The following is a 23,784-nucleotide window of genomic DNA, read 5'->3' as shown; positions in this document are numbered from 1 at the left end:
GTGATTCCGTTGGGAGATCCGCATGGCCAAGCATGTCCTCGCGATCGGCATCGAGCCCGGCAATGCGGATTATAGCGCATTCCCGCAGCTCACGCCCGAACATGTCCGCAGCTACATCGAGGCCCAGCTCTTGCGTTTGCGCGGCCTCGGCTTCGAGGTCACGAGCTGTCTGATCGATCTCGATGCGACCGCCGAGGCCGCCGTGACGGCGGCGCTGCGCGACGAGCGCTTCGACTGCATCGTGATCGGCGCCGGGCTCCGCGAGCCGAAGGAACGGCTGCTGCTGTTCGAGAAGGTGCTCAACCTCGTCCACCGCCTGGCGCCGGAAGCCGCGATCTGCTTCAACACCACGCCGGCCGACACAGTCGAAGCGGTGCAGCGCTGGGTCGAACCGTAAGCGACAAGCGCTAGCAAGGCGCGCCATGAAAGGACAATTTAGAGTGCCTTAGATCAACCGCATCCCGCGCAGGCTGGCGTGCCCGCTTCTGCCGACGATGATGTGGTCGTGCACGGAAATCCCCAGCGGCTTTGCGATGTCGATGATCGCCTTGGTCATCTGGATGTCGGCCTGCGAGGGCGAGGGATCGCCTGAGGGGTGGTTGTGCACCAGGATCAGCGCGGTCGCGGAGAGCTCGAGCGCGCGCTTGATCACCTCGCGTGGATAGACCGGGGTGTGGTCGACGGTGCCGGTCTGCTGCACCTCGTCGGCGATGAGCTGGTTGCGCTTGTCGAGGAAGAGCAGGCGGAATTGCTCCTTGTCGGCGAACGCCATGCTGGTGCGGCAATAGTCGATCACCTCGTTCCAGGACGACAGCGCGTTGCGGCTGTTGACCTCGCCTTTGGCGACGCGGTGCGCCGCCGCTGCGATCAGCTTGAGCTGGTGGATCGCGGCCTCGCCGACGCCGTCCACCTCGCGCAGGCGCGCCACGGGGGCATGCACGACCTCGGCGAACGAACCAAACGTCTTGATCAGCGTCTTCGCCAGCGGTTTTGTGTCCCGCCGCGGCAGCGCGGCAAACAGCGCCATCTCCAGCAGCTCGTAGTCGCTGAGCGCATCCGCGCCCGCGCTGTAGAAGCGCTCGCGCAGCCGCTCGCGATGGCCGTGATAATGCGGCGTGTCCTCAGGCTTGCTCTTGTCGTGGTCTGGCTTGGCGGGCATCGGCCGCCAGCATTGCCGGGGGCCAGCGTTTTTGCAACCGTCAATTGCGGCACGGCGCCGCTCTGGCGTTGTGACCCCAACAGTCCATTCCATCATTCCGCGGCTCGAGCGGAGCGAGAGAGCCCGGAATCCATCGGGCCACAGCGTACGCGGCTGAATGGATTCCGGGCTCACGACTTCGTCGCGCCCCGGAATGACATTGAGTGAACCAGACGTCAGAGACGCAGCTCTAGCGCCCCGGCTTCAACCCCGGCACCAGTGCGGCGAGCCTGTCCTTGATCGGGCGGCCGAACATCGATCCGCCCATGCCTGACGGCGGTGGACCCGGCGGAGGTCCGCGGCGCCCGACGGTCGCATCGGTGCGGCGGTCGACGCCGAGCGTCAGCGTCGCAACGTAGCGGTCGCGCTCCTCCTTCACCGCGCAGAAAGCGCGATGCTCGGGATCGGAGCGTCCGATTACGAGGTCATTGGCGTTGATGATCGTGCGCTGCCGGGCGCGGTCCTTGTAGGCGGGAACGTTGATGTAGATGAACTCGTTCAGTGCGTCCGGCAGGAAAGTCTGCCCGGTCAGCACCGTGCGGTCGTCGAAAAATACCTTGAAATGGATGTGCGTGGCGCGGCCGTCGTACCAGCCGGGATAGATGGTATTGAACGCAACCCAGCCGGCCTCGTCGGTCATCTGCGTGCCGCGCAAAAACGTCTTGCTGGTCGCGTCGATGTTGTGGCCGTCGCCCTGGCCGGGAAACGCCGAATAGAGGCCTTTTGCATCGCAATGCCAGATGTCGACCCGGGCGTCCCTGATTGCCATGCAGGGCCCGGCTTCGATCACGCGCAGCCGCAGTGTCAGTGGCACACCGGGCCTGCCCTCCGTGATGTCGGACCGAACGAGTTTCGGGTCGGCATAGAACGGCCCTTCCTCCGCCTGGGGCGTCAGGATGCAGGCCGGCTCAGCGTCCGTTGAAGCGGGAGCGGCCTTCGCGCCGCTCTGGAGCAATCCCGCCGCACTGGCCGATACAAACGCCAGGAATCCGCGCCGCGTCGATCCGTTCACTCATCTCTCTCCCATTAGCTCTGGCGGGAGATCGTGATCGGCCGAGAGGACGGCAAGATCGCGCTGCGATGGTGCCGGCAATCACCCGATCTGCTTCTCGCCGTGCCGCTCCGACAGCGTGAAGATCTCGACGCCCGTCGCCGTCACGCCGACCGAATGCTCGAACTGCGCCGACAGCGAGCGGTCGCGGGTGACTGCGGTCCAGCCGTCGGAGAGGATTTTGACGTGCGGCTTGCCGAGATTGATCATCGGCTCGATGGTGAAGAACATGCCGGGCTTGAGCTGCACGCCTTCGCCGGGCCGGCCGATATGGATGATGTTCGGCTCGTCGTGGAACATGCGCCCGAGGCCGTGGCCGCAGAAATCGCGCACCACGCTCATGCCCTGCGGCTCGACGAAACTCTGGATGGCGTAGCCGATGTCGCCGGTGGTGGCGCCGGGCTTCACCGCGGCGATGCCGCGCATCATCGCTTCATAGGTGACTTCGATCAGCCGCTCGGCCTTCCGGGCGATCGGGCCGACCGCATACATCCGGCTGGAATCGCCGTACCAGCCGTCGACGATGAAGGTGACGTCGATGTTGACGATGTCGCCTTCCTTCAGCGGGCGGTCGCCGGGCATGCCGTGGCAGACCACGTGATTGAGCGAGGTGCAGGTCGAGTAACGGTAGCCGCGATACATCAGCGTCGCCGGATAGGCGTTGTTGCTGAAGGCGAAGTCGCGGACGAATTCGTCGATGCGCGAGGTCGGCACGCCGGGCCCGACGATGTCGGTGAGCTCGTCGAGGCACTTGGCCACCAGTGCGCCCGCCTTGCGCATGCCGGCAAAGGCGCTCGGCCCATGCAGCTTGATCTGTCCGGTCTTGCGCAGGGCGGTATCGGTGGCTTCGACGTAGCTCATGCGGGAACTGTCTTCCGGGCTCGGGGGCCTGATTTCGATGTTCGGCGGAAAGGCTTGATTTCAGGCCCTAATTTAATGATTGCGGGCCTTCATGCAAGCCGAGCGTGATCTTTGCACCCAAAAGCGGGCCTAATTCGGGACTTCTACGGTGGTTTCCACCGGTAGCGCGCCACCCCGAATGCGGATTTCGCGGACGGGGTAGGGAACCCGGATGCCCTCGCGCTTGAAGGCGTCCCACAGCGCCAGCATCACGTCGCTCTTGACGGTGTCCATGCCGTCGGGATCGGCGAGCCACAGGGTCAGCGAGAACTTCATGCCGGCCTCGGCGAACTCGGTCAAAATGCAATTCGGCGGCTTGCCCTTCTGCGCGCGCGGATGGGCGGCGGCGGTCTCGGCGGCGAGCTTGCAGACCAGGCGTGGATCGGCGTCGTAATTGGTGCCGAAGGCGATCTTCACCAGCGTGTTCTTGTCGGTATAGGTCCAGTTGACGACCTTCTGCGTCACCAGATCCTCGTTCGGCACCAGGAATTCGCGGCCGTCGCCGGCGGCGACTGAAATATAGCGCGTCTTCATCGCGCTGATGCGCCCGGTGTTGTCGCCGATGGTGACGAGGTCACCGGGCTTCACCGACTTGTCGGCGAGCAGGATGATCCCCGAGATGAAATTGGCGACGATCTTCTGCAGGCCGATACCGATGCCGACGCCGACCGCGCCGGAGAATACCGCGAGCGCCGACAGATCGATCCCGACCGCGCCGAGCGCGATCACGATCGCAACCGCAAGCAGCCCGATGCGGATGATTTTCACCAGCAGCACCTGCACCGATGGCGTCAGGTCGGTGGTCGCATTGATCCGGCTCTCGGCGAAATTGCTCGCGATGTTGGTCAGCCAGAGCGCGATCAGCAGCAGCGCGCCGGCCTTGAGCGCCAACAGCGGGGTCAGCCGCAGGCCCCCGAGCACGATGGCGAAGGAATCGAGCAACTCGACCGTCGCATCGAGTTGGCCGAGGATGGAAAGCGCGGCGACGAACCACGCCGTGATCGAGACCAGCTTGACGATGAAGGCGTTGCGCAGCACCGAGGTGAGCAGCCGGATCACGAGCCACGCCAGCCCGAGCTTGGCCGCGACCATCAACAGATAGCTGCGGCTCGGCCAGGTCGCATGGTACATCACCACGCGTGAAATGATCACGAGCAGCGTGAACACCGCCGTCGAGGCGCTTGCGACCATCACCCGGACGAAGTGCCGGAGCGGCAGCGGCCAGCGCATCGCCAGCGACGTCATATCGACGCGGATGCGAATGGCGGCCTCCGCCGCATAGGCGATGCCGGCCGCGGTCAGGATGAGACCGAATTGCAGGTAGAACCAGGGTGAGGAGATTTCCGCCCCGACACTGCGTGCGGTGGTCTGCACGAACTCCATGAAATCCTTGAGGTCCATGTCCATCGGGTCGGTCTCGTCGGGAAGCAGGCGATTGATTCGAGGGAGCCGCAGAATCCCACAAAGGGCACCGCCGGACCATCGATACACCGCGAAGTGATGCGCGTTAAGGCCGCAAAATGCGGCCAGATTGCCGCGAGCGGGAGAAAATGGGTTGGCGCGCGAGGCCGCCGACGATAAGGATGCAATTCCAGCGATTTGTACCCGGAAGGTGGATGGCCTCCCTCGACTCCGTCAGTCTCGCCATATTGCTCGGCGCTGTCCTCGTCATGGCCGGCATCCTCTCGAGCCTGCTTGCGCTGCGCTTCGGCGCGCCGCTGCTGCTCGTCTTCCTTGCGATTGGCATGCTCGCGGGCGATTCCGGCCCCGGGCAGCTCCAGTTCGACGACGTCCGCACCACCTATCTGGTCGGCTCGGTCGCGCTCGCCTTGATCCTGTTCGATGGCGGCTTGCGGACGCGCTTTGCCAGCATCCGCACCGTGCTCGCGCCTTCCGTGGTGCTCGCGACGATCGGCGTGCTGCTGACGGCGCTGATCACGGCGCCATTCGCGAAATACGCGCTCGATCTCAACTGGACGGAATCGCTGCTGGTCGGCGCCGTGGTCGCTTCGACCGACGCCGCCGCGGTTTTCCTGCTGGTGCACACCCAGGGTCTGCGCCTGCGCCCGCGCGTCGGCGCGACGCTGGAGGCGGAATCCGGCACCAACGATCCGTTTGCGATCTTCCTCACGCTCATGTTGGTCGAGTACATCTCGCTGGGATCGAGCTCGCCCGGCCATGTGCTGATCGAATTCGTCCAGGAGGCGGTGCTGGGTGCCGTGGTCGGCGTCATCGGCGGACGCCTGGTCGTGATCGCGCTCAATCAGGTGGCGCTGCCGCAGGGCCTGCATGCGCCGTTCGTGACGACAGGCGCGCTCGTCATCTTCGGCGGCTCGCAGATCATGCACGCATCAGGCTTCCTCGCGGTCTATCTCGCCGGCATCATCATCGGCAACCGGCCGACGCGGGCGCATAATTCGGTGGTGGCCTTCCTGGACGCCGCGACCTGGCTGGCGCAGATCGTGATGTTCGTGCTGCTTGGCCTCCTGGTCTCGCCGAGCCGGCTCGGTGCCAGCGTGCTGCCGGCAGTCGCCGTCGCTCTCATGCTGATGCTGGTCGCACGGCCGCTCGCGGTGTTCGCGTGCCTTGCGCCGTTCCGCTTCAACTGGCGCGAGAAGGTCTTCATTGCCTGGACGGGCTTACGCGGTGCCGTCGCGATCTTCCTGGCGTCGATCCCGATGCTGGTCGGCCTGTCCAAGGCCTATCTCTATTTCGACGTCGCTTTCGTCGTCGTCATCATCTCGCTGCTGCTGCAAGGCTGGACGCTGGCGCCCGCCGCGCGCAAGCTGCATGTCGCACTGCCGCGCGCCGAGCGCGGTCCGCGCCGCGTCGAATTGGATCTGCCCGGCCAGCTCGAGCAGCAGCTGGTCGGCTATCCGGTGCGGCCGAAGAGCCTGTATTTCCGCCGCGGCCTGATCCCGTCCTGGTCCAAGCCGACGCTGGTGATCCGCAACGAGAGCATATTGACGCCGACGGAGGCCGATCCGGTCGCGCCCGGCGATTACATCTACCTGCTGGCGCCGCCGGAAAAGGCCGAGGCGCTCGACCGCTTCTTCGTCGACATGCAGCCGAGCTCGGCGCCGGATCCGCATCTGCTCGGCGACTTCGTGGTCTCCGGCGAGCACACGCTTGCCGAGCTCGCCGAGATCTACGGCGTGAAGCTCGGCGCGGACGACGGCAAGCTGACGCTGGCCGATTATTTCGACGTCCATCTCGACCGCGCACCGAAGGAGGGCGCCGAGCTTGCGCTGGACACGATCGTGCTGGTCGCACGGTCGATCTCCGGCGGCCGCGTCAACGTCGTCGGCCTGCGCCTGCCGGAAGAGGACGAGACCCCCGCGCCGCTGACCCGTACGCAAGCGCTGCGGCGCAAGCTCGCTGATGTGTGGGCGTCGGTGGCGGGGGTTTAACTTGGGTGTCGTCCTGGCGAAAGCCAGGACCCATCACCCCAGAAACAAGTTGTTGCCGAGAGTGGCAACCACGAGTCCTCGCCAAACCGCAGTCGGTGGTTATGGGTCCTGGCTTTCGCCAGGACGACCACGAAGAGGAACCGCCACCAAATCGCCGCAACCGCCGAAGATTTGCGCGGTTTCGTGACCTTGAAACCCGGAACACTCCGCCATGCCGCTCGTTCTAAGGCGCGTAACCGCTTGGACTGACAGGAGTATGCAATGCGAAAGTTCATTCTTCCGATTCTCACAGCCCTTGCGCTCGGCGCTGCCGCACCGGCGATGGCTTATGACACCGGCGATCAGATCTCGATGCAGGCCGCCCTCGACGTCGCGACAGATCTCGGCGTCGTGACGGTCTCGCACACCAACTTCCTCGGCGACGAATGGGAGGTTGACGGACGGGATCGTGTCGGCCGCTGGATGGAAGTCTATGTCGATGCAAGGACGGGCGAGGTGCGCAACGTCGAGCGCGGGTGGTAGCTCTGAATGATGCTGCCGCGTAGCCCGGATGGAGCGAAATCGAAATCCGGGTGCGCTCTCACCCGCGGCACCGCCCCGGATTACGCTTGCGCTCCATCCGGGCTACGATGTCAACACCTTCACCCCGCCAAAGCTCGTCACGCGGCCCTGCTTCAGCATCACGATCTGCGTGGCGAGCTGGCGCAGCTCGGCGGCGTCGTGGCTGACATAGACCATCGGCACGTTGGCCTCGTCCCGCAGCCGCACCAGATAGGGCAGGATCTCGAGCTTGCGGCTCTCGTCGAGCGCCCCGAGCGGCTCGTCGAGCAGTAGGAGGCGCGGCTTCGATAGCAGCGCGCGGCCGAGCGCGACGCGCTGGCGCTCGCCGCCGGAGAGCTTTCCGGGCCGGCGGCCGAGCAGGGCGCCGATGTCGAGGAGATCAATGATGCGCTTGTGCTGGGCCGGATCGGCGGCGAGGCCGTTCATCCGCCGTCCATAGTCGAGATTCTGCGCCACGTTGAGATGCGGAAACAGCCGTGCGTCCTGGAACACATAGCCGATGCGGCGGCGCCAGGCCGGCACATGGATGCCGGCCGCGGTGTCGTCGACGGTCTCGCCGTCGATCACGATGCTGCCGCGGTCGGGCCGCAACAGGCCCGCGATCATGTTGACCAGCGAGGTCTTGCCGGCGCCCGAGGCGCCGAACAGGCCGATGACGCGGCCCTCGCTGGTGAAGGACGCGTGTAGCGAAAACTCACCCAGCTGTTTCTCGACATCGACGCGCAGCATGGTCAATTCCCGTGCAGCCGCGCCGTGGCGCGGCGGGCGAACCATTCTGCCGCAATCAGCGCGCCGAGCGCGAGCACGATCGAGACGATGACGAGCCGCCCTGCCGCGGCGTCGCCGTCGGGCGTCTGGATCAGCGAATAGATCGCGGACGAGATCGTCTGGGTCTCACCGGGAATGTTGGAGACGAAGGTGATGGTGGCGCCGAACTCGCCGATCGCCTTGGCGAAGCCCAGCACCATGCCGGCGAGCACGCCGGGCAGCGCCAGCGGCAGCGTCACCGTGAAGAACACCTTCCAGGGTGCCGCGCCAAGCGTCTCGGCGGCCTGCTCGAGCCGGCGGTCGATCGCCTCGATCGACAGCCGCATCGGCCGCACCAGCAGCGGAAACGCCATCACGCCGCAGGCGAGCGCAGCGCCGGTCCAGCGGAAAGAGAAGACGATGCCGAAATGGTCGGCGAGGAAACTGCCGACGGGGCCGCGGCGGCCGAAGCTGAGCAGCAGCAGATAGCCGGTGACCACAGGCGGCAGCACCAGCGGCAGATGTACGGTCGCGTCGAGCAGCGACTTGCCCCAGAAATCGCGCCTCGCGAGCAGCCATGCCAGGGCGATGCCGAACGGCGTCGCCACCAGCGTTGCGATGATGGCGACCCTGAGCGAAAGCAGGATCGCCGTCCATTCGGCGGGTGAAATCTCGGACATCAAGCCGGAAATATCACGTGGTGGGGCTGATCAGGAACTTGAAGCCGTATTTTTCCAGAATGGTCTTGGCGGCCGTCGAGCGCAGGAAGGCGAGATATTCGCTGCTCTCGCCCTTCGCGGTCGTGGTCGCCGCGACGGGATAGATGATCGCGGGGTGCGAATCCGCCGGGAAGGTGCCGACGATCTTCACGCCCGGCTCGACCTTGGCGTCGGTCGCATAGACGATGCCGAGCACGGCCTCGCCGCGCGCCACCAGCGTCAGCGCGCCGCGCACGCTCTCGGCCATGGCGAATTTCGGCTCGGCGGCCTGCCAGGCGCCCAGCTTCTCGAGCGCAGCCTTGGCGTATTTGCCGACCGGCACGGATTTCACGTCGCCGGTCGCGATCCTGCCATCGCCGGCGAGCTTGGCGAGATCGAAGCCTTGCGCGATCGTGACGTTGTCGACCTTGGAGTCCTTCGGCGCGATCAGCACGATGCTGTTGCCGAGCAGATTGACGCGGGCGGATTCGTTGATGGTCTTCCTGGCGATGGCGTAGTCCATCCAGTCGGTATCGGCCGAGACGAATATGTCGGCCGGCGCGCCCTGCTCGATCTGCCTGGCCAGCGCCGAGCTTGCGGCATAGCTGACGGAGAACTTGACGCCGGTCTTGGCGGTGTAGGCCGCGTCGATCTCGTCGAGCGCGTTCTTCATCGAAGCGGCCGCGAACACGGTGATGGTCTTGTCCTCGGCGGCAGCGGGCGACGGGCTTGCGCCCGCGAGGATGACGACGGCGGTGACAAGTGCGGCAATACGAAACATGGATAGCGCTCCGTGCAAGCTCGCGCGCGGTGACGCGCGCAAATCTGGCGTTGGGTGGGTCTGATGCGACAGGCGGACGCGCTGTTCCACGGGCCTTGCGACGGCTTACGGCCGGCAGGGATATCGCTGCTCGCGAAGATAGCAGCCCTCGGCCTCAGGTCAAACCTCGTTCGTCGTCCCGGACCAGCGGAGCGCCGATCCAGGACCCATTACCCAGGAGTAGTTTTGCGAAGATCGGAGTTATCAGCTCGTGTCAGGTCTCCTCCCTGGGGTAATGGGTCCTGGCTTTCGCCACGACGACGGCTGAGAGGCTACGGCTTCGCGTCCGCTGCATGCAGCACGGCTTTGCATGCCGCCGGCATGTCGGCCAGCGTCATCGGCGGCTTCGGTTTCGGCGGCTCCGGCGGCGGCTTTGGGTGCAGCACCGCATCCGAGAACCAATAGGCGAGATCGGAGGCCTTGCAGCCTTCGTCCTCGGATTGCGACGGCTGGCCCTCGCATTCCCCGGCGCCCACCGGGCAGCGCATGCGGATGTGGAAGTGATAATCGTGGCCCCACCAGGGGCGGATCTTCGACAGCCAGGCGCGGTCGCCCTTGGCCTCGCGGCACAGCGCCTTCTTGATCGCGGCATTGACGAAGATGCGCTGCACCGCCGGCTCGCGCGCCGCATCGCGCAGCACCAGCACATGGCCTGGCGTGAATACCTTCGGATCGACGTCGAGCCGGTCGGGGCGAACCATCATCACCGCCGACATCTCCTCGCGCTCCTCGCGCGAGAGGCGGCGGTCCGGCATCGGCGTCAGCCAGATGTCGGCATCGAGACCGATCTGGTGGCTGGCATGGCCTGACAGCGCCGGCCCGCCGCGGGGTTGCGCGATGTCGCCGACCAGGATGCCGGGCCAGCCGGCGTCCTTGTGCGCTTTGGCCGCGAGCCGCTTGATCAGGGCGATCATGTCGGGGTGGCCGTAATTGCGGTTGCGCGACAGCCGCATCACCTGCCAATTGTCGCCGTTGAGCGGCATCTGCATGGCGCCGCCGATGCAGCCCTTGGTGTAGGAGCCGATGACATGGGCCGATCCCTTCGACGGCAGCAGCTTGCGCGCGAACAGCTCCTTGGCGGCGAGGGAGGGGTCGTTCGGATTGGCGAGCGGCGGCAGCGGTTTTGGGGTGACGCTGCCCTTGTCCTGGGCCAGCGCGGTGCCGGCAGCCAGGAGTGTCACAAAAAGCAGGAGAGGAGCGAGGCGGCGGGGACTCATGCCGAATCCTTATAACCCAACGCCGCGTCAGGGTTAAGGAGAGGGCAATGCAGCGATCACACGGGCAGCCAACATCCGTCGCGTCATCCCAAAGTCGCACGCGCGATGGTCGATCCTTAATCGCGCGATAACCCTGTTCTGCATTGACCAAAATTCGTGCGCGACGTGAGGAATAAGCGCGGTTCGCATGCAATCGCGCGCGATTTCGGAAATGATTCAAGCGCGCGCGCAATTTTGCGCCAGATCGGTCCTTCACCGCGGCGCCGGGATGAGGTTGGCGACGCCCGTCGACGCAGTCGCGCCTCGCAAACAGGCAGCAAGCGGCCACTCGCGCGGGCCGCAGCCGGGCAAGATTACTTTTTTTTCAGACACTTGCCCCAAAGCTTGCGGTCACTGGGCGTGACTGGGACGAGTGAAGTTGAGTTTGGGGTCTCGAAAGACAGCAAAGCGAAAGCGCAACGTGCTTGCCCAAGCCGGCCGACAGCCGCGCAAGCCGCGCTTCGCGCGCACGCCTCATCCGCCAGCCGACCGCGATGAACTCTTGCGCAGCCGCGCCGAGGCGGAAGCCGCGATCGCGGAAGCGCACAAATCCCATGAGCGCCTGCGCCAGGCCATCGACATCCTGCCGCAGGGCATCGTGTTTCTCGATGCCGACGGCCGCTACGTGCTCTGGAACAAGAAATACGCCGAGATCTACAGCAAGACCGCCGATCTGTTCGTCGAGGGCGCGCGCCTGGAGGACACGCTACGCATCGGCGTCGCCCGCGGCGATTATCCCGAGGCCGTCGGCCACGAAGACGAGTGGATCGCGCAGCGGCTGCAAAAGCTCTATCAGCCCGGCGCGCGTCACGAGCAGAAGCTCGCTGACGGCCGCGTCATCCTGATCGACGAGCGATTGACCGATGACGGCGGCGTCGTCGGCCTGCGCGTCGACATCACCGAATTGAAGCAGCGCGAGGCCTCGTTCCGGCTGCTGTTCGACGGCAATCCCGTGCCCATGATCGTCTGCGCGCTGGACGACGAACGCATCCTCGGCGTCAACGATGCCGCGATCGCGCATTATGGCTATAGCCGCGCCGAGTTCGAGCGGCTCAAGATCCGCTCCTTGCAGGCCTTCGACAGCGAGCCGCCCTGGACCCCCGATCCAACCGGCGCGGAGCAGGCCGGGCGCACCTGGAAGCATGTCAAGGCCGACGGTGCGCTGATCGACCTTGCGATCTACTCGCGCGAACTGACCTATGCCGAGCGGCCCGCAGTCCTGCTCGCGCTGATGGACATCACCGAGCGCAAGCGCGCCGAGGCGCGGCTCGCCTTCATGGCCCAGCATGACGGGCTGACCGGGCTGCCGAACCGCAATTTGCTGCGCCAGCAGGTCGACGAGATGCTGCTGCATACGCGGCGCAGCACCGACAAGGTCGCGCTGCTGATGCTGGGGCTCGACAATTTCAAGGCGGTCAACGACACGCTGGGACACGCGGTCGGCGACAAGCTGCTCCGCGGCGTCGCCAAGCGGCTGCGCTCGACCTTGCGCGAGGAAGACGCGCTGGCGCGGTTGAACTCGGACGAGTTCGCCATTGTCCAAAGTGGCCTGGCACGTCCCGAGGATGCGGTGATGCTGGCAAAGCGCCTGCTCGAAGCCATTGCCGATCCCTATCTGCTCGACGGCCATTCCGTGGTGATCGGCGCCTCGATCGGCATCGCCATGGCACCCGGCGACGGCGATGAGTCCGAAAAGCTGCTCAAGAGCGCCGACATGGCGCTGTCGCGCGCCAAGGCCGATTCGCGCGGCACCTTTGCCTTCTTCGAGGCGGCGCTGGATGCAAAAGCGCAGAGCCGGCGCAAGATCGAGGTTGAGCTGCGCGACGCGATCCAGAATGACGTGCTGCGTCCCTATTACCAGCCGCTGATCGACCTCCAGAGCGGCCGCATCACCGGGTTCGAGGCGCTGGTGCGCTGGCCGCATGCCGAGCGCGGCATGGTCTCGCCGGCCGAGTTCATTCCGGTCGCCGAAGACACCGGCCTCATCAACCCGCTCGGCGGCCTGATGCTGCGCCGCGCGTGCCTGGATGCCGCGGCCTGGCCGGACGACGTCCGTGTCGCCGTCAACCTGTCCCCGCTGCAATTCCGCAGCGGCAATCTGCTGTCGATGGTGACGGACGCGCTGAAACATTCCGGCCTGCCGCCGCGGCGGCTCGAGCTCGAGATCACCGAGACGCTGCTTTTGGAGAAGAGCGCGCAGGTGCTGGCGACCTTGCATGCGCTGCGCGCGCTCGACGTACGCATCTCGATGGACGATTTCGGCACCGGCTATTCCAGCCTCAGCTATTTGCGCAGCTTCCCCTTCGACAAGATCAAGATCGATCAGTCCTTCGTGCGCGATTTAGGCGCCAACCGCGAAGCCCAGGCGATCATCCGCTCCATCGTCAGCCTCGGCAAGGGCTTGGGGGTCACCATCACCGCCGAGGGCGTCGAGACTGAAGCCGAGCTCAGCTGCTTGCGCACCGAGGGCTGCGACGAGGGTCAGGGCTTTCTGTTCAGCAAGGCAAGGCCGAATGCGGAGATCATCAGCCTCTTGGCGGCGCAGCGTGGCATCGACGCCACGGACGAGGACGCCGCGCTGGTGGCGTGAGTGCGGCGCAAGAGCGTGATGCTGCCTCACCTCTCCCTGCTTGCGGGGAGAGGTCGGATTGCGCAGCAATCCGGGTGAGGGGGTACCGGTCTCACGCCGATCGCATCCGCGGAGAGAGGCCCCTCACCCCAACCCTCTCCCCGTAAGAACGGGGCGAGGGAGTGCAACGTCATCGCGGCTGCCGTTCAGCGTCCCGCCAAAATCGCCTTCCCCACATCCTCATAATGCGTGTCGCGCGCCTGGATCTGCTGCGCGATCGCATGCATGTCGCGAAACCGCCGCTCGAACGGATTGCTGCGGAAAACCGCGGTCGCGCCGGCCATGTGATAGGCGGCGTCGACCACCTTTGCCGATTGATGGATGGTCCAGGTCGCCGCCAGCCGCACCGCACTGCGATGCGCGGCGCTGAACTCGCCGGTCGCGGACAGATCGCGCCACATCGCATGCGCGGTCGCATAGAGATAAGCGCGCGCGGCGCGCAAATCGCCCTCGGTGCGGCCGATCAGCCCCTGGACCGCGCCGTTGTCGCGCATGCCGCTGGCTGCGAGTGATTGGTGTTTTCCACGCGCCAGCGCGATGGCCGCTTCCAGTGTCGCCCGCGCCACGCCGAGCGAGACTGCGGCGAAGCCAAGGCTGAAGGTCGAGCCGGTACCGATCTTGTAGAGCGGACCCTTCTCGCGCAGCGCCCACGGCACGTCGCGAAACGCTGTAAAGCGCTCGGGAATGAAGAGATCGCTGACCTCGTAGGAATCGGTGCCGGTGCCCGCGAGCCCGATCGCCTGCCACACATCGTGCAGCACGGCGCTCGCGACCGGAAACAGAATGGTGCGCACCTCCGGCGCCCCGTCGGCATTCCTCCGTGGCGTGCCGTCGGCATTGACGATACGCACATGCGCCCCCAGCCAGCTCGCCTGCCGCGAGCCCGAGGCAAAATCCCAGCGCGCCGTGACGCGATAGCCGCCCTCGACCGCGCGCGCCTCATGCGCGATCGCACCCCAGGCGAGGATGCCGGGCGGCGTGTTGAAGATCTCTTGCGCGGTGTCATGGTCGAGCGAGGCCGCAATCATCGCGCAGACGCTGCACTGGCCGAGACACCAGGCGGTCGAGGCATCCGCCTTCGCGATCTCCTCTAGCATCTGCATAAAGATCTCGATCGGGGCTTCAGCGCCGCCGAGGCTTTGCGGGAGGAGGGCGCGATAGAGCCCGTTCTCGATCAGCGCGGAAACGACCGCGGGTGTCAGCCGCCGCGTGAGCTCGATCTCATTCGCTTCGCTCGCAATCAACGGCGCGATGGCGCGGGCACGTTCGACCAGGCCAACTCCGGGAGTTGCGTTCATTGCTGCGTTTCCTCGCCCATTCTGCCGTGAGCGGTCAGGAACGCGATGGTCGTCTATTTGGCAGCGAGGATCAAGATCACTTCGCTCCATCCGGGCTACGTACTATGGCGCGGACCGGCTCGGATCATCGAGGGATCGCTCCATAATGATCGTGCGTTCGTCATCGTGATAGCTGTCGCGCAGGGCCTTGAACCCGAGCCGTGCGTAGAATGCTTCAGCGGTGATCGAAGACGAAACGGTCAGCGAGGGAATGCTTCGCTCGCGCGCTGTGCGCTCGATCTCTGCCATCAGCCGCTTGCCGATACCTCGGGCCTGAATATCGGGAGCCACGAAGACCGTGCGGACCACGTTTCCGTCGAGGCTTGCCGTTCCAACCACGCGGCTGCCCGTCGAGGCGACGAAAACGGTGCGTTTCCCGATCAGCTGGTGCACTGCGTCTGGGCTGAAGCTGCGCTCGACCCTTTTGATGATCTCGCCCGTATAGTCCTTCGCGTTGGTTTCGCGCAGCGCGCGCAGGATGACCGCGCTGATGTCAGCAGCGTCGTCCTCACGTGCCAGTCGGATCGTGCATTCCATTATCGCTCCACTCGCTCAGCAGTAGTTCGTAGGATGGGTAGAGCAAAGCGAAACCCATCAAACCTCTTCCTCACAAATCGGATCGAGCTAACAAAGCATTACCAGATTCTGCGTCCGCCCATCTGGGCGATGGGTTTCGCAAGAACTCAACCCATCCTACGAGCTTTCCCGTAGCATTGCCGGTACAATTTGTTCGACTGATTGCGGCGGGATTCCAAGCTCGGAAAATCCTGGCATTCCCACCGACGCTATGTTGTCGATCTGCATCAACTCCACCTGATTCCGTGTGATGGGCGGCCTTGGAAGCAGCTCCGAAATCCATCCCGCGACATGCCAAGCAGCAAACGGTACTGGAATGAGCATGGGGCTGCGGCCGGCTGCGTGCGCGACGGTTCTGAGAAGCTCTTCGTAGGTGTAGATGCGAGGACCCGCGCATTCATACGTGATTGCGTTCGATTCGGTGCTCAGAAGCGCTCTTGTGATCGCGTCGGCCACATCGTCAACATAGGCCGGCTGCAATCGCGTCGATCCGCGGCCAAACATCGGATAGATCGGATATCGGCGGAGCAGCTTGAGGATGATGGTGAGAAACGCGTCATCCGGGCCGAACATGACCGCCGGGCGAACCAGCGTAGCCTCAGGAAATGCTGCGCGGACCGCGAGTTCGCCTTCGCCACGCTTGCGAATATAGAGGGACGGCGACGTGGCATCAGAGCCGATACCGGAAACGTGGATGAGCCGCTTGACGCCAGCTCGATGTGCCCGGGCAGCCAATCGCCGGGCTGATTCCACATGCACGGAATGAAAAGTCTCCTGTCCGTGTTCAACATAGAGGCTGACCGCGTTGACGGCGCCATATGCGCCATCAACAGCAGCGGCTATCGAACCCTCGTCACGTAGATCGACGTTCACGGATTGGAGGCGTGGCTCGTCGTGACCAAAAAGCTGTCTGCCTCGTTCGGGATGTCTTGATGCAATCCGAACGAAAAACTCGGGCGACCGGAGCAAATGTTGAACAACGCGGCGGCCGAGAAACCCCGTTCCACCGAACACCGTAACAAGGCGATTATTTGCGGGCGCCATAGCGCAACTCGTACTGAGATCGTCTCAAGCCAGCGGAGACCGCAGGCTCGTCGGTCGTCTATTCTCGCGAAAGCGGCGCCTGGCAACGGCAGTCCGTTTCATCTCACCGTCCCCCGCGTGAGCGCCAAAATTCCCGAGGAAGCTGCGTGCAACGCCGCCGAGCCTATTCCTGGCTTTACACACGATCGCGGAGGTCGGTCACGCCCTCCTTCTGGGCGCAGTGGTCGCAGCAATAGTAGGTGCCGCTCTTTTCCAGGCCGTGTCCCACGATGCGCGTTCCGCAATGCTTGCACGTTGGCGCCAAGGCATGAATTGCGCACTCGAAGCTGTCGAACGTGTGCGCCTGGCCGTTCATCACCACCTGAAAACTCTTGTCATAGTCATTGCCGCAGGTTTCGCATGTCGACATTGTGCCTCCTTCACGCCACGCGGCGTTTGCGAGTTTGAGCTGCCTTCTTGGCTGACCTGGAACGTTCATCGGCCGGTGCGCTACGAACGGCGGAGTTCACCAATTGTTCCTATTCGACCTGACTTGCTTCAGATCGTCTAGGAGCCAGTGTGCACCGGCCGCTGAAGCACCTCAGTCGGCATCCCGAGGACAACTTTAGAGACGGGATCAAGTTGATTGGTCGAATCGTCAACTTGCACCATGCCTTTCGAAAATCCGAGGATGTGCGCGATTTTTGCCAATGCAGTTTGCGGGCTGCGGCGAATGTTTAGCCGGCATTTCCGCCAGGGGCTCGAACCTTTCGTCCTCTTGTGTAGCTGCAGAAATGCACCGCCGCTTTGGCTCGATGCAGACCTCTGCAAACTCCGCCTTGATGTCGGCTGATTGAAGTAAGGCTGACTCGTTGTGCTGAAAGCGAGTTCTTCGGAGGCTGACCCTCAACAGACATTCCGGTCGGTATTTGTTTGGTTCAGGAATATGCGCGGCGGGCCAGCACCGTTCGTGTTCCGTCCGAGGCGGGCGACCTAAGTCTGAGCCGCCCGCCGTTTGGATGAATTTCGTGCAGGAACCTTGCCCTACCTGGGATGTTGGAAGGCAATTGCGAGAACTTAGGAGGAACTCGTATGAGAACTCTGTTATTGGCCGGTGTAATGGCGGTTGCTGGTTTCGCTATCGCCACGTCGATCTCCATCGCGCCCGCGTCAGCTCAAGTTGCCGTTGAAACTCCGCTCGGCGGCGTGAGAGTGGGCCCGGAGCGGCGTTACTACCGAGAGTACGATCGACCCGCTTATCGCGCTTACGGATATGATCGCGGATATCGCGGTGGATGCCGCACCGTCACGATCGAGCGCGACGACGGTTCGGTCCGCAGGGTCCGCCGTTGCGATTAGCAGTACCGGACTAGAAGAGTGACCCCCGGCGCTCACAAAAGAGCGCCCGAGCCGAAGGAATTGGGAGCGATACTAAGGCCGCTTCAGTTGGCGGCCTCTTTCAGTTTGCGGTTCAAACAAGTCAGGAATTGAGTGAGCCGTAAACCATGCCCAGTGTTACGCGGTAGGTTAGAAACAGTGCGGGTGAAATGCCAAGTCCAACCTGGTGTGCAACCGCAGCAAATGACGCGAAGGGGCCATGAGCCGACATCGCTCCAATCAAGCGGCGATACTTGTCAGGCTCCTTGGCGGCCGTAGGGGAAGCAGCGGTTGCGATCGAGTGTGAGACCGAAATGCGCTCCCAATGCAGCGATGGCCGCGTCCTGCTGAGGATAAGGATCGGCATTGGATGCGGCAACGATGATGATCCGGAACCCGCCGCGATCCTTGCCACCGGGTGGCAGCATCGCTGTCGTCAGTGCATTGCCCTCCCTGTCGCGCAGCGTGAGGAAAAGCGGCATCTCTCGCTGTATATGGGCCTCGAGGCCGATGTCGCGCTCGATCGCGTTGGGCCGCTCGGGACGCCAGGACTGGACTGCCTTCTCCCGCTCGCGGCGGAAATATTTCTCAACTGTGTGACCCATCAGGCGCGACTCATGCATCGCTTCACCTTCCGTCTCGATACGGAACCAGGTCTTGCCCTTCGGCGCGTCGCAAACATACTGCATTTCGTCCATCCTGCGATCGCCGCAATTCTAGGACGGCGGGCCTGCAAAGCCAATATGAGACTCGCTCCCGTGTATAGCGCCGCACGATCAGAGGGGCTAAGAGTTCTTGATTGGACGTTGAAGTTCTAGTGAGCCCAAACAATACTAGGTCGACCGGAATAAATCCTCTTCAAGGAGCGTCCCGATGCCTGACGTAAGGGAAAAGCAACGCGAAGCCCGCCGGAAGATCATTCGCCAATGGGCGAAGCTTCCGAAGGATAAACGGCAGTCTATGGAGGGGATTTCTGAATTCGCCAGAACAGCCGCTCAGCAGAACGAGAACGCATTCGTCCGCAGTCGTCGCGATCCGTATCAGAAGATCATGGGATGGCTATTGCCGCGTGCTCATCTCTGAACGACTGAGTCCTCTGCACATCCTATGCCCCGTTAGCGACCGGGATCGCGCGGCAGTGCAATGTCGCGACGGGCCAACAGGTGACGTTCGAAATGAAAAAGGCCGCCAACCGAGGCGGCTTACTTTTGCACCTCCAGCTCTGCCAGGATTTTCGTGAGCGTCTCAAGCAAGCGTAAGGAGCGGGTCGCTGGGCGACCTTCGCACAGCGCTTCGCTCACCTCTTCAATTTCGCATTCGATACGGGCCCGAACTCGCGAGATCAGCTCGGCGCGGCGCTCCGGATTGTCGATTAGAATGAGCATCGCGTTGCTTCGCTATTTCGCAGGCGGGAGCGTGGCGGCAGCACTCGGCGCTGCATCATCGGCGTCAAGGATCGCGACCTTGCGACCGAGTTGCCATATCTCGATGCCGTGGCGGTTGATGAAGCGCCGTGCGGCCTTGACAGCGGCTTCATCACTGGCCGCCTCAATCACCCGCGCATCGCAGATGTGACTATCCTCGCCGATAATAAATGCTCGGTATCCGACCATATTGAATTGCTGCTCCGCGCTAGGTTGGCGGCCGCAATTCCTTGGACGAAGCCAGTCGTTGACGCGGGAAGCGGTCTCGGCTTGGCGCGCACGACGCAAAAGTCCTTCGCGTTCAACGCCGGGCGGAGTGGCTTGGGCCCGCTGGCGCAGACGTTCTGCCTGTTCGAGCAGCCGCTGTTCGAGGGTGCTGGTTTGTTTGAAACGGCGTCGCATCGGCGCTGCTCCATTTAAGTTGGGGCGGGAGCGCAACCGGCGTTCTCTTCACCGATAACTGCCTTAAGGACGGTGCGGTGATCGAAGAAGTAGATACCCGTTATGTCTGGTTGTCGACGTAAATATTCGCGAGCTCGAAAGAAATGCTAGGAACTATTTCGCTTGAGAAGGCCATAGCACTCGCACGATAAATCTCGCACGAGGCTGCGATCCAGGATCTGAAGTTTTCCCCGCGAATAGGCAATGGCTCCTCGTTTTTGCAGCCTGTTTGCGACATCCGTGATGTATGTGCGGTGCACGCCCAGCATCTCGGACAGTAGCTCCTGTTTCAGTACGAAGTGATCGCTTTCCGCGCGGTCCGCCGTGTGTAGCAACCACCGACAGAAGCGCTGCTCGACGCCATGCAGCGCATTACAGGCAGCTGTCATCCTGGTTTGGTCGAGCAACACGTCAGCACTCCTGACACATAGCTCCGCCATAGGCGCGCTGTGCGCCACCAAGTTCCGAAACTCCTTCACTGAAATTTTCAAGGCTTGAACCGGTAGCTGGGCGACGACGCGAACGAGGGACCTGCGCGGCGGCCCAAGGCCCGCACGGGCTCCGATCATGCCTTCCCGCCCGACGACGGACGTTTCGGCCGTCCGACCATCTTTCAGCACGACCAAAAGCGAGAACATGCCCGATAGCGGGAAGTGAACGGCCGTGATTTCCTGGCCCTCCTTTTCAACAACATCGCCTTGGGCATACCCGACGACCGACGACCTCTCCCTTACAGACTCGAGGTCCCGTAGCGGAAGAAGGGCCAAGAGCTTGTTGCGAAGAGGATCATCCACTTGCGCACCTATCGCCCCATCGGTCGGGCCGGTCCGCAGGGGGTAAATCAACGCTCCGAGGGCGTTACCACGGAAGGGGTACGTGACGACAAAGTCGGATGAGGTCGATCCGTTCCTCACAATTCTTACGTTGCCGTGCAGGGGTCCCGGCAATCGTTCGTGCGCTCTGGATACCTAAACGGGAGCTTGGTGGATGATAGTTGAGGTCCGTTTGGGGTCATTCGCGTCGATTTGGCCGCGTCACCACCACGTCCGGTCTGGCCCCGGCTGCTGACGTGCCCGGCGCCATCGCGATCTTCGCCCTCGGGCCATGAGCGGCTCCAAATAAGTCCTTTGCTAAACCTGCGCTTCCGCTTTCGCATCCCCGCCATTTCGACCCAGACGCGGCTCCGTTCCCGCCAAAAGCCTTTGAACGTTGGCGCGATGGCGGATGATCACGTAAAAGCCGCCTCCGATAACCAGCAACCGATACGGCAATGGGTGCTCGACCGCGCAGACGAGAACGATTGCCGTCAACGCCGCGAGCATCGAGCTCAAGGAAACGATCCGGGTCATAGCCAGCACACCGCCAAAGACGGCTGCAGCCCCCAATCCCACGGGCCACGACATCGCCAGCAACACACCGAGCCCGGTCGCAGCAGACTTGCCGCCGGTGAAGTTCAGCCAGATCGATCGGCTATGTCCCAACAGCACGGCAATTCCAGCCAGACAAACAGCCCATGGCACCCAGATTTGCAGATCAGACGCTGTCGGCGGCGGGGATAGTTCTGCATAAAGCCAAGGACAGAACCAACGCGCGGCGATGATGGCACTCACGCCCTTCAGCACATCGCCCACGAGCACGAACAAGGCAGGCCATTTACCGAGGGTCCGCAAGACATTCGTTGCCCCGGTGGACTTGGAGCCATGATCTCGAATGTCGATGCCCCTGAGCAGTTTCCCCACCAGATAGCCCGTGGGGGCTGACCCGAGGAGATAGGCGATCACCAACCCAACCGCGCCCGCTGTCCAAAAAGCCATTGGTTTTATGTCCAGTTTCCCGAACGCTGTTTTATCTCCGACTTCGCGTGACCGCTATGGGTCTTGGCTGCGCGAAAACGCCAAGACGCTTGAGCCCGTAGGATGGGTAGAGCGAAGCGAAACCCATCAAGCTTCATCTAGATGCTGCGTTCGCCCATTGGGGTGATGAGTTTCGCAAGGGCTCAATCCATCCTACGAGATTCGGGTCGAGCCCACCGGTCATCGACTAGCCCATTGCATTGTCCGGTATGGCCCAAGCGGACGTTAGTCTTATTCGATCACCTCGTCCGCAAACGCCAGCAGACCGGGCGGGATTTCGAGGTTCAGCGTCTTTGCGACCTTGAGGTTGATCACGAACTCAAATCTGGTGGGCTGCCAAATCGGCAGGTCGGCCGGCTTGTCCCCCTTCAGAATGCGGCCGACATAGATCCCGCCTTGTCGAAAGGCGTCGGTCAGACTGTTGCCGTAGCTCATCAAGCCGCCGGCGTCAGCAAAATCGCGCCACGGGTACATTGTGGGTATGGCGCTAAGCGCCGCTAGATCAACGACACGACGACGTTCAAGATTGAAGAGGCGGTCGGAGGTTACAAGCAGCGCGTTTGCTCGACGTTCGACCGATGTCGCAAACGCCTGTTCGAGCTCGGGGAGGTTTCGCGCCTCCAGAACAAGCAGTTGCAGTCCCGAGGAAGATGCGGCTGATCGCAGGCCTGTTACATCCGCATTTGGATTGTCCGGATTGACCAGCACCCCCACCAAAGACGCGTGGGGTAGTAGAGCATGCAGCAATTCGAACCGCTTCGGCTCCAGCGCGCTCACCTGGAACGCAACCCCAGTGGCATTACCGGCCGGGCGATTGATGGAGGCAGCCAGGCCCATAGCGACTGGATCGAGGCCCACCACGAACACGATAGGGATTTCCGAGGTCGTCGCTTTGGCGGCCAATGCCCCGCCATTGTCGGCGGTAAAGATGAGAGCGACGCGCTTACGAACCAAGTCGGCTGCGGCGTCTCGCAGTTCTTCATTGGCGTTGGGCCAACGTCCCGCGATGGAAACGTTCTGGCCTTCAACAAATCCCATTTGCTTGAGGCCGCGGCGAAACGCCTCTCCGAACGTCTCCGACCCGGGGCTCGGGCGATTGAGAGAGCCGATCACCGGCATTGCCAATTTCTGCGCCTGAGCGGGCAATGGCAAAGTCATTGCCGCAGCGCCAAAGGCCGTAATGAATTCGCGCCGTTTCATGCGTGCGACCTCGGAAAGCGCCTTGGACCAACTGAAGGCAGAGGTGCCAACGATAGAGGTCCAAGAACGGAAATCGCAGATTCGAGAATCTCTACCGCTTCACTGGTTCAGTTACTGGTTTTCCCTTCTCAACCACGAAGACGTTGAATGTTTTTGCAGGAACGCTTCCCTTGTTGTTTGCTTCGTGAACGACGCCGGGTTCATTGTGATAGGATTGTCCCGCCGTATAGGTCTTGGCCTCACTGCCCTCTTTTCGACCGATGACCTCGCCTTCGAGCACGGTCGTGTATTCGTCGCCGGGATGGGTATGGAGGCCGGTGCCAGAGCCAGGCGGCCACTCGACGATCAGGGAGATAACTTCCTTGTCCGATTGCCCCGTCAGCGGCTCCTTCTGCAATGGAGTCACTTTCAGCTTTGGAGGCTCTTGTGCGAGAGCGACAGGATTCACCACGACGATTGTGACCAGCGCAATCGACGCCAAAATATGAGCGAGCTTCATTGAGATCTCCCCCAGAATAATAAAAAGATAAACGCCTGTTTCAGCATAAGCGCGGCTAGATTATTCGCCGCGGTGCTTATTGCCAAGGCCGTTGGAGACAAGCTTTGTGGCAGCCAGCTCGTAGGATGGGTAGAGCGAAGCGAAACCCATCAAGCTTCATCCTCACAAATCGGATCGAGCTCATCTCGATTCTGCCTCCGCCAAATTGAGCGATGGGTTTGGCAAGAGCTCATCCCGTCCTATCCGGCCAGCTGTTCGAACAGTGCGTGGACGAGGAATGCTACTATTGGAAGCACCACGATCCCCGTTAAAAAACGTTGCTTCAGATATTGCCGCTGTTGATCGTCTCTTGGCAGCGCTCGCCGTCATTCCGGGGCGCGCGAAGCGCGAGCCCGGAATCCGTCGTGCGGCAAGCAAGGTGGAGAAGTGGATTCGGGCTCACGCCCCCGAAACGATGGTCTTACTTCTTGTCGCCCATGTGGTGAGGCGTCGAGGTGCTGGGTCCGCCGGTGTAATGATGACCGCCCGATGAGGACTTCGTCGAGGCGCCGGTGGTCTCCTTCTTGCTGCCCATGTGATGCGGGACTTCGGTCTTCGGCCCGCCGCTGTAGTGATGGCCATTCTTCTCTTTGTCCGTGGTTTGAGCCACCGCAGGAACGGCCAGCAGGGAAACGATGCCAATGGCGGCGACGAATTTCTTGGTGATCATGTTCGGTGCTCCGGATTGCGGGAGCTTTCATGGTAGGCCTCCGCGGCGCATCGGCTTTGAGCAAGGTCAAGGAAT

Annotated in this window: 25 protein-coding genes; 5 read left to right on the top strand and 20 right to left on the bottom strand. The window is 62.9% G+C overall.

Translation table 11 applies throughout. From position 1 onward, the window contains the following. The first annotated feature begins 22 nt into the window (after positions 1-22). Complete coding sequence (locus XH85_RS44245; RefSeq protein WP_128936967.1) at positions 23-397, top strand: hypothetical protein; 375 nt, start codon at positions 23-25, stop codon at positions 395-397. A gap of 48 nt (positions 398-445) precedes the next feature. On the opposite strand, the gene radC is transcribed toward XH85_RS44245, so the two are convergent. The 4 genes from radC to XH85_RS44225 all read right to left on the bottom strand — a co-directional run bounded on the left by radC (position 446) and on the right by XH85_RS44225 (position 4,556). Next, a complete protein-coding gene (gene radC, locus XH85_RS44240; protein ID WP_091896850.1) occupies positions 446-1,159 on the bottom strand; it encodes a RadC family protein in 714 nt (237 codons plus the stop codon). 229 nt (positions 1,160-1,388) lie between these two features. Continuing rightward, complete coding sequence (locus XH85_RS44235; RefSeq protein ID WP_128936966.1) at positions 1,389-2,210, bottom strand: intradiol ring-cleavage dioxygenase; 822 nt, start codon at positions 2,208-2,210, stop codon at positions 1,389-1,391. An 81-nt stretch (positions 2,211-2,291) separates the two neighbouring features. Then, the gene (map, locus tag XH85_RS44230; protein ID WP_128936965.1) at positions 2,292-3,110 is read right to left on the bottom strand and encodes a type I methionyl aminopeptidase; all 819 of its coding nucleotides are present in this window, start codon (positions 3,108-3,110) and stop codon (positions 2,292-2,294) included. Between the two features lie 129 nt (positions 3,111-3,239). Then, complete coding sequence (locus tag XH85_RS44225) at positions 3,240-4,556, bottom strand: mechanosensitive ion channel family protein (RefSeq protein ID WP_128936964.1); 1,317 nt, start codon at positions 4,554-4,556, stop codon at positions 3,240-3,242. A gap of 209 nt (positions 4,557-4,765) precedes the next feature. Here XH85_RS44225 and XH85_RS44220 point away from each other — a divergent pair, with 209 nt between their 5' ends. Both XH85_RS44220 and XH85_RS44215 read left to right on the top strand, forming a co-directional pair. After that, positions 4,766-6,559 carry a potassium/proton antiporter gene (locus tag XH85_RS44220; RefSeq protein WP_128936963.1) on the top strand — a complete coding sequence of 598 codons (1,794 nt, stop codon included), beginning with the start codon at positions 4,766-4,768 and terminating at the stop codon, positions 6,557-6,559. A 261-nt stretch (positions 6,560-6,820) separates the two neighbouring features. Further along, on the top strand, positions 6,821-7,081 hold the full coding sequence (locus tag XH85_RS44215; protein WP_128936962.1) for a PepSY domain-containing protein: 261 nt from the start codon (positions 6,821-6,823) through the stop codon (positions 7,079-7,081). A gap of 102 nt (positions 7,082-7,183) precedes the next feature. Here XH85_RS44215 and modC read toward each other — a convergent pair whose 3' ends face one another. From modC to mepA, 4 genes are all read right to left on the bottom strand, one after another. Further along, positions 7,184-7,849, bottom strand: coding sequence for a molybdenum ABC transporter ATP-binding protein (gene modC, locus XH85_RS44210; RefSeq protein WP_128936961.1), 666 nt, complete (start codon positions 7,847-7,849; stop codon positions 7,184-7,186). A gap of 2 nt (positions 7,850-7,851) precedes the next feature. Continuing rightward, positions 7,852-8,547, bottom strand: coding sequence for a molybdate ABC transporter permease subunit (modB, locus tag XH85_RS44205; protein WP_128936960.1), 696 nt, complete (start codon positions 8,545-8,547; stop codon positions 7,852-7,854). Between the two features lie 13 nt (positions 8,548-8,560). Beyond that, positions 8,561-9,346 carry a molybdate ABC transporter substrate-binding protein gene (gene modA / locus XH85_RS44200; protein ID WP_128936959.1) on the bottom strand — a complete coding sequence of 262 codons (786 nt, stop codon included), beginning with the start codon at positions 9,344-9,346 and terminating at the stop codon, positions 8,561-8,563. 311 nt (positions 9,347-9,657) lie between these two features. Then, the gene (mepA, locus tag XH85_RS44195) at positions 9,658-10,602 is read right to left on the bottom strand and encodes a penicillin-insensitive murein endopeptidase (RefSeq protein ID WP_128936958.1); all 945 of its coding nucleotides are present in this window, start codon (positions 10,600-10,602) and stop codon (positions 9,658-9,660) included. 460 nt (positions 10,603-11,062) lie between these two features. Here mepA and XH85_RS44190 point away from each other — a divergent pair, with 460 nt between their 5' ends. Further along, positions 11,063-13,231: a putative bifunctional diguanylate cyclase/phosphodiesterase gene (locus XH85_RS44190; protein ID WP_128936957.1), complete on the top strand. Its 2,169-nt coding sequence runs from the start codon at positions 11,063-11,065 to the stop codon at positions 13,229-13,231. A gap of 185 nt (positions 13,232-13,416) precedes the next feature. On the opposite strand, the gene XH85_RS44185 is transcribed toward XH85_RS44190, so the two are convergent. From XH85_RS44185 to XH85_RS44165, 5 genes are all read right to left on the bottom strand, one after another. Then, positions 13,417-14,568, bottom strand: a complete 1,152-nt coding sequence (locus tag XH85_RS44185; protein ID WP_128936956.1) for an acyl-CoA dehydrogenase family protein — start codon at positions 14,566-14,568, stop codon at positions 13,417-13,419. A 102-nt stretch (positions 14,569-14,670) separates the two neighbouring features. After that, positions 14,671-15,144, bottom strand: a complete 474-nt coding sequence (locus XH85_RS44180; protein ID WP_128936955.1) for a GNAT family N-acetyltransferase — start codon at positions 15,142-15,144, stop codon at positions 14,671-14,673. A 156-nt stretch (positions 15,145-15,300) separates the two neighbouring features. After that, complete coding sequence (locus XH85_RS44175) at positions 15,301-16,227, bottom strand: complex I NDUFA9 subunit family protein (protein WP_128936954.1); 927 nt, start codon at positions 16,225-16,227, stop codon at positions 15,301-15,303. A 175-nt stretch (positions 16,228-16,402) separates the two neighbouring features. Further along, the gene (locus XH85_RS44170) at positions 16,403-16,636 is read right to left on the bottom strand and encodes a hypothetical protein (RefSeq protein ID WP_091896907.1); all 234 of its coding nucleotides are present in this window, start codon (positions 16,634-16,636) and stop codon (positions 16,403-16,405) included. Positions 16,637-17,840: 1,204 nt separating this feature from the next. Further along, positions 17,841-18,272 carry a hypothetical protein gene (locus XH85_RS44165; RefSeq protein ID WP_128936953.1) on the bottom strand — a complete coding sequence of 144 codons (432 nt, stop codon included), beginning with the start codon at positions 18,270-18,272 and terminating at the stop codon, positions 17,841-17,843. Positions 18,273-18,456: 184 nt separating this feature from the next. On the opposite strand from XH85_RS44165, the gene XH85_RS44160 reads away from it, so the two are divergent. Next, positions 18,457-18,666: a hypothetical protein gene (locus XH85_RS44160; protein ID WP_063707793.1), complete on the top strand. Its 210-nt coding sequence runs from the start codon at positions 18,457-18,459 to the stop codon at positions 18,664-18,666. Positions 18,667-18,785: 119 nt separating this feature from the next. Here XH85_RS44160 and XH85_RS44155 read toward each other — a convergent pair whose 3' ends face one another. The 7 genes from XH85_RS44155 to XH85_RS44125 all read right to left on the bottom strand — a co-directional run bounded on the left by XH85_RS44155 (position 18,786) and on the right by XH85_RS44125 (position 23,709). Then, complete coding sequence (locus XH85_RS44155) at positions 18,786-18,968, bottom strand: hypothetical protein (protein WP_128936952.1); 183 nt, start codon at positions 18,966-18,968, stop codon at positions 18,786-18,788. Between the two features lie 12 nt (positions 18,969-18,980). Then, on the bottom strand, positions 18,981-19,409 hold the full coding sequence (locus tag XH85_RS47755) for a hypothetical protein (protein ID WP_128936951.1): 429 nt from the start codon (positions 19,407-19,409) through the stop codon (positions 18,981-18,983). A gap of 146 nt (positions 19,410-19,555) precedes the next feature. After that, the gene (locus tag XH85_RS44145) at positions 19,556-20,242 is read right to left on the bottom strand and encodes a Crp/Fnr family transcriptional regulator (protein WP_164940901.1); all 687 of its coding nucleotides are present in this window, start codon (positions 20,240-20,242) and stop codon (positions 19,556-19,558) included. A 336-nt stretch (positions 20,243-20,578) separates the two neighbouring features. Then, positions 20,579-21,262, bottom strand: coding sequence for a glycerol-3-phosphate 1-O-acyltransferase PlsY (gene plsY / locus XH85_RS44140; protein WP_128936949.1), 684 nt, complete (start codon positions 21,260-21,262; stop codon positions 20,579-20,581). A 270-nt stretch (positions 21,263-21,532) separates the two neighbouring features. Then, on the bottom strand, positions 21,533-22,501 hold the full coding sequence (locus tag XH85_RS44135; RefSeq protein ID WP_128936948.1) for an ABC transporter substrate-binding protein: 969 nt from the start codon (positions 22,499-22,501) through the stop codon (positions 21,533-21,535). A gap of 91 nt (positions 22,502-22,592) precedes the next feature. After that, positions 22,593-23,000 (bottom strand): cupin domain-containing protein, encoded by a 408-nt coding sequence (locus tag XH85_RS44130; RefSeq protein WP_128936947.1) that lies wholly within the window; start codon positions 22,998-23,000, stop codon positions 22,593-22,595. 460 nt (positions 23,001-23,460) lie between these two features. Next, a complete protein-coding gene (locus XH85_RS44125; RefSeq protein ID WP_128936946.1) occupies positions 23,461-23,709 on the bottom strand; it encodes a hypothetical protein in 249 nt (82 codons plus the stop codon). Positions 23,710-23,784 lie beyond the last annotated feature (75 nt).

This window comes from Bradyrhizobium zhanjiangense (assembly GCF_004114935.1).
Lineage (GTDB): Bacteria > Pseudomonadota > Alphaproteobacteria > Rhizobiales > Xanthobacteraceae > Bradyrhizobium > Bradyrhizobium zhanjiangense.
This window is presented reverse-complemented; position numbering and strand designations above follow the sequence as displayed.

Coding starts and splice junctions, on each gene's coding strand:
- modC (WP_128936961.1), bottom strand. CDS start 7,849: ATGCTGCGCGTCGATGTCGAGAAACAGCTGGGTGAGTTTTCGCTACAC.
- mepA (WP_128936958.1), bottom strand. CDS start 10,602: ATGAGTCCCCGCCGCCTCGCTCCTCTCCTGCTTTTTGTGACACTCCTG.
- XH85_RS44125 (WP_128936946.1), bottom strand. CDS start 23,709: ATGATCACCAAGAAATTCGTCGCCGCCATTGGCATCGTTTCCCTGCTG.
- XH85_RS44165 (WP_128936953.1), bottom strand. CDS start 18,272: ATGCAGTATGTTTGCGACGCGCCGAAGGGCAAGACCTGGTTCCGTATC.
- XH85_RS47755 (WP_128936951.1), bottom strand. CDS start 19,409: ATGCGACGCCGTTTCAAACAAACCAGCACCCTCGAACAGCGGCTGCTC.
- XH85_RS44245 (WP_128936967.1), top strand. CDS start 23: ATGGCCAAGCATGTCCTCGCGATCGGCATCGAGCCCGGCAATGCGGAT.
- plsY (WP_128936949.1), bottom strand. CDS start 21,262: ATGGCTTTTTGGACAGCGGGCGCGGTTGGGTTGGTGATCGCCTATCTC.
- modB (WP_128936960.1), bottom strand. CDS start 8,547: ATGTCCGAGATTTCACCCGCCGAATGGACGGCGATCCTGCTTTCGCTC.
- XH85_RS44135 (WP_128936948.1), bottom strand. CDS start 22,501: ATGAAACGGCGCGAATTCATTACGGCCTTTGGCGCTGCGGCAATGACT.
- XH85_RS44180 (WP_128936955.1), bottom strand. CDS start 15,144: ATGGAATGCACGATCCGACTGGCACGTGAGGACGACGCTGCTGACATC.
- XH85_RS44185 (WP_128936956.1), bottom strand. CDS start 14,568: ATGAACGCAACTCCCGGAGTTGGCCTGGTCGAACGTGCCCGCGCCATC.
- XH85_RS44220 (WP_128936963.1), top strand. CDS start 4,766: ATGGCCTCCCTCGACTCCGTCAGTCTCGCCATATTGCTCGGCGCTGTC.
- map (WP_128936965.1), bottom strand. CDS start 3,110: ATGAGCTACGTCGAAGCCACCGATACCGCCCTGCGCAAGACCGGACAG.
- XH85_RS44225 (WP_128936964.1), bottom strand. CDS start 4,556: ATGGACATGGACCTCAAGGATTTCATGGAGTTCGTGCAGACCACCGCA.
- XH85_RS44170 (WP_091896907.1), bottom strand. CDS start 16,636: ATGTCGACATGCGAAACCTGCGGCAATGACTATGACAAGAGTTTTCAG.
- modA (WP_128936959.1), bottom strand. CDS start 9,346: ATGTTTCGTATTGCCGCACTTGTCACCGCCGTCGTCATCCTCGCGGGC.
- XH85_RS44160 (WP_063707793.1), top strand. CDS start 18,457: ATGCCTGACGTAAGGGAAAAGCAACGCGAAGCCCGCCGGAAGATCATT.
- XH85_RS44215 (WP_128936962.1), top strand. CDS start 6,821: ATGCGAAAGTTCATTCTTCCGATTCTCACAGCCCTTGCGCTCGGCGCT.
- radC (WP_091896850.1), bottom strand. CDS start 1,159: ATGCCCGCCAAGCCAGACCACGACAAGAGCAAGCCTGAGGACACGCCG.
- XH85_RS44155 (WP_128936952.1), bottom strand. CDS start 18,968: ATGCTCATTCTAATCGACAATCCGGAGCGCCGCGCCGAGCTGATCTCG.
- XH85_RS44130 (WP_128936947.1), bottom strand. CDS start 23,000: ATGAAGCTCGCTCATATTTTGGCGTCGATTGCGCTGGTCACAATCGTC.
- XH85_RS44175 (WP_128936954.1), bottom strand. CDS start 16,227: ATGGCGCCCGCAAATAATCGCCTTGTTACGGTGTTCGGTGGAACGGGG.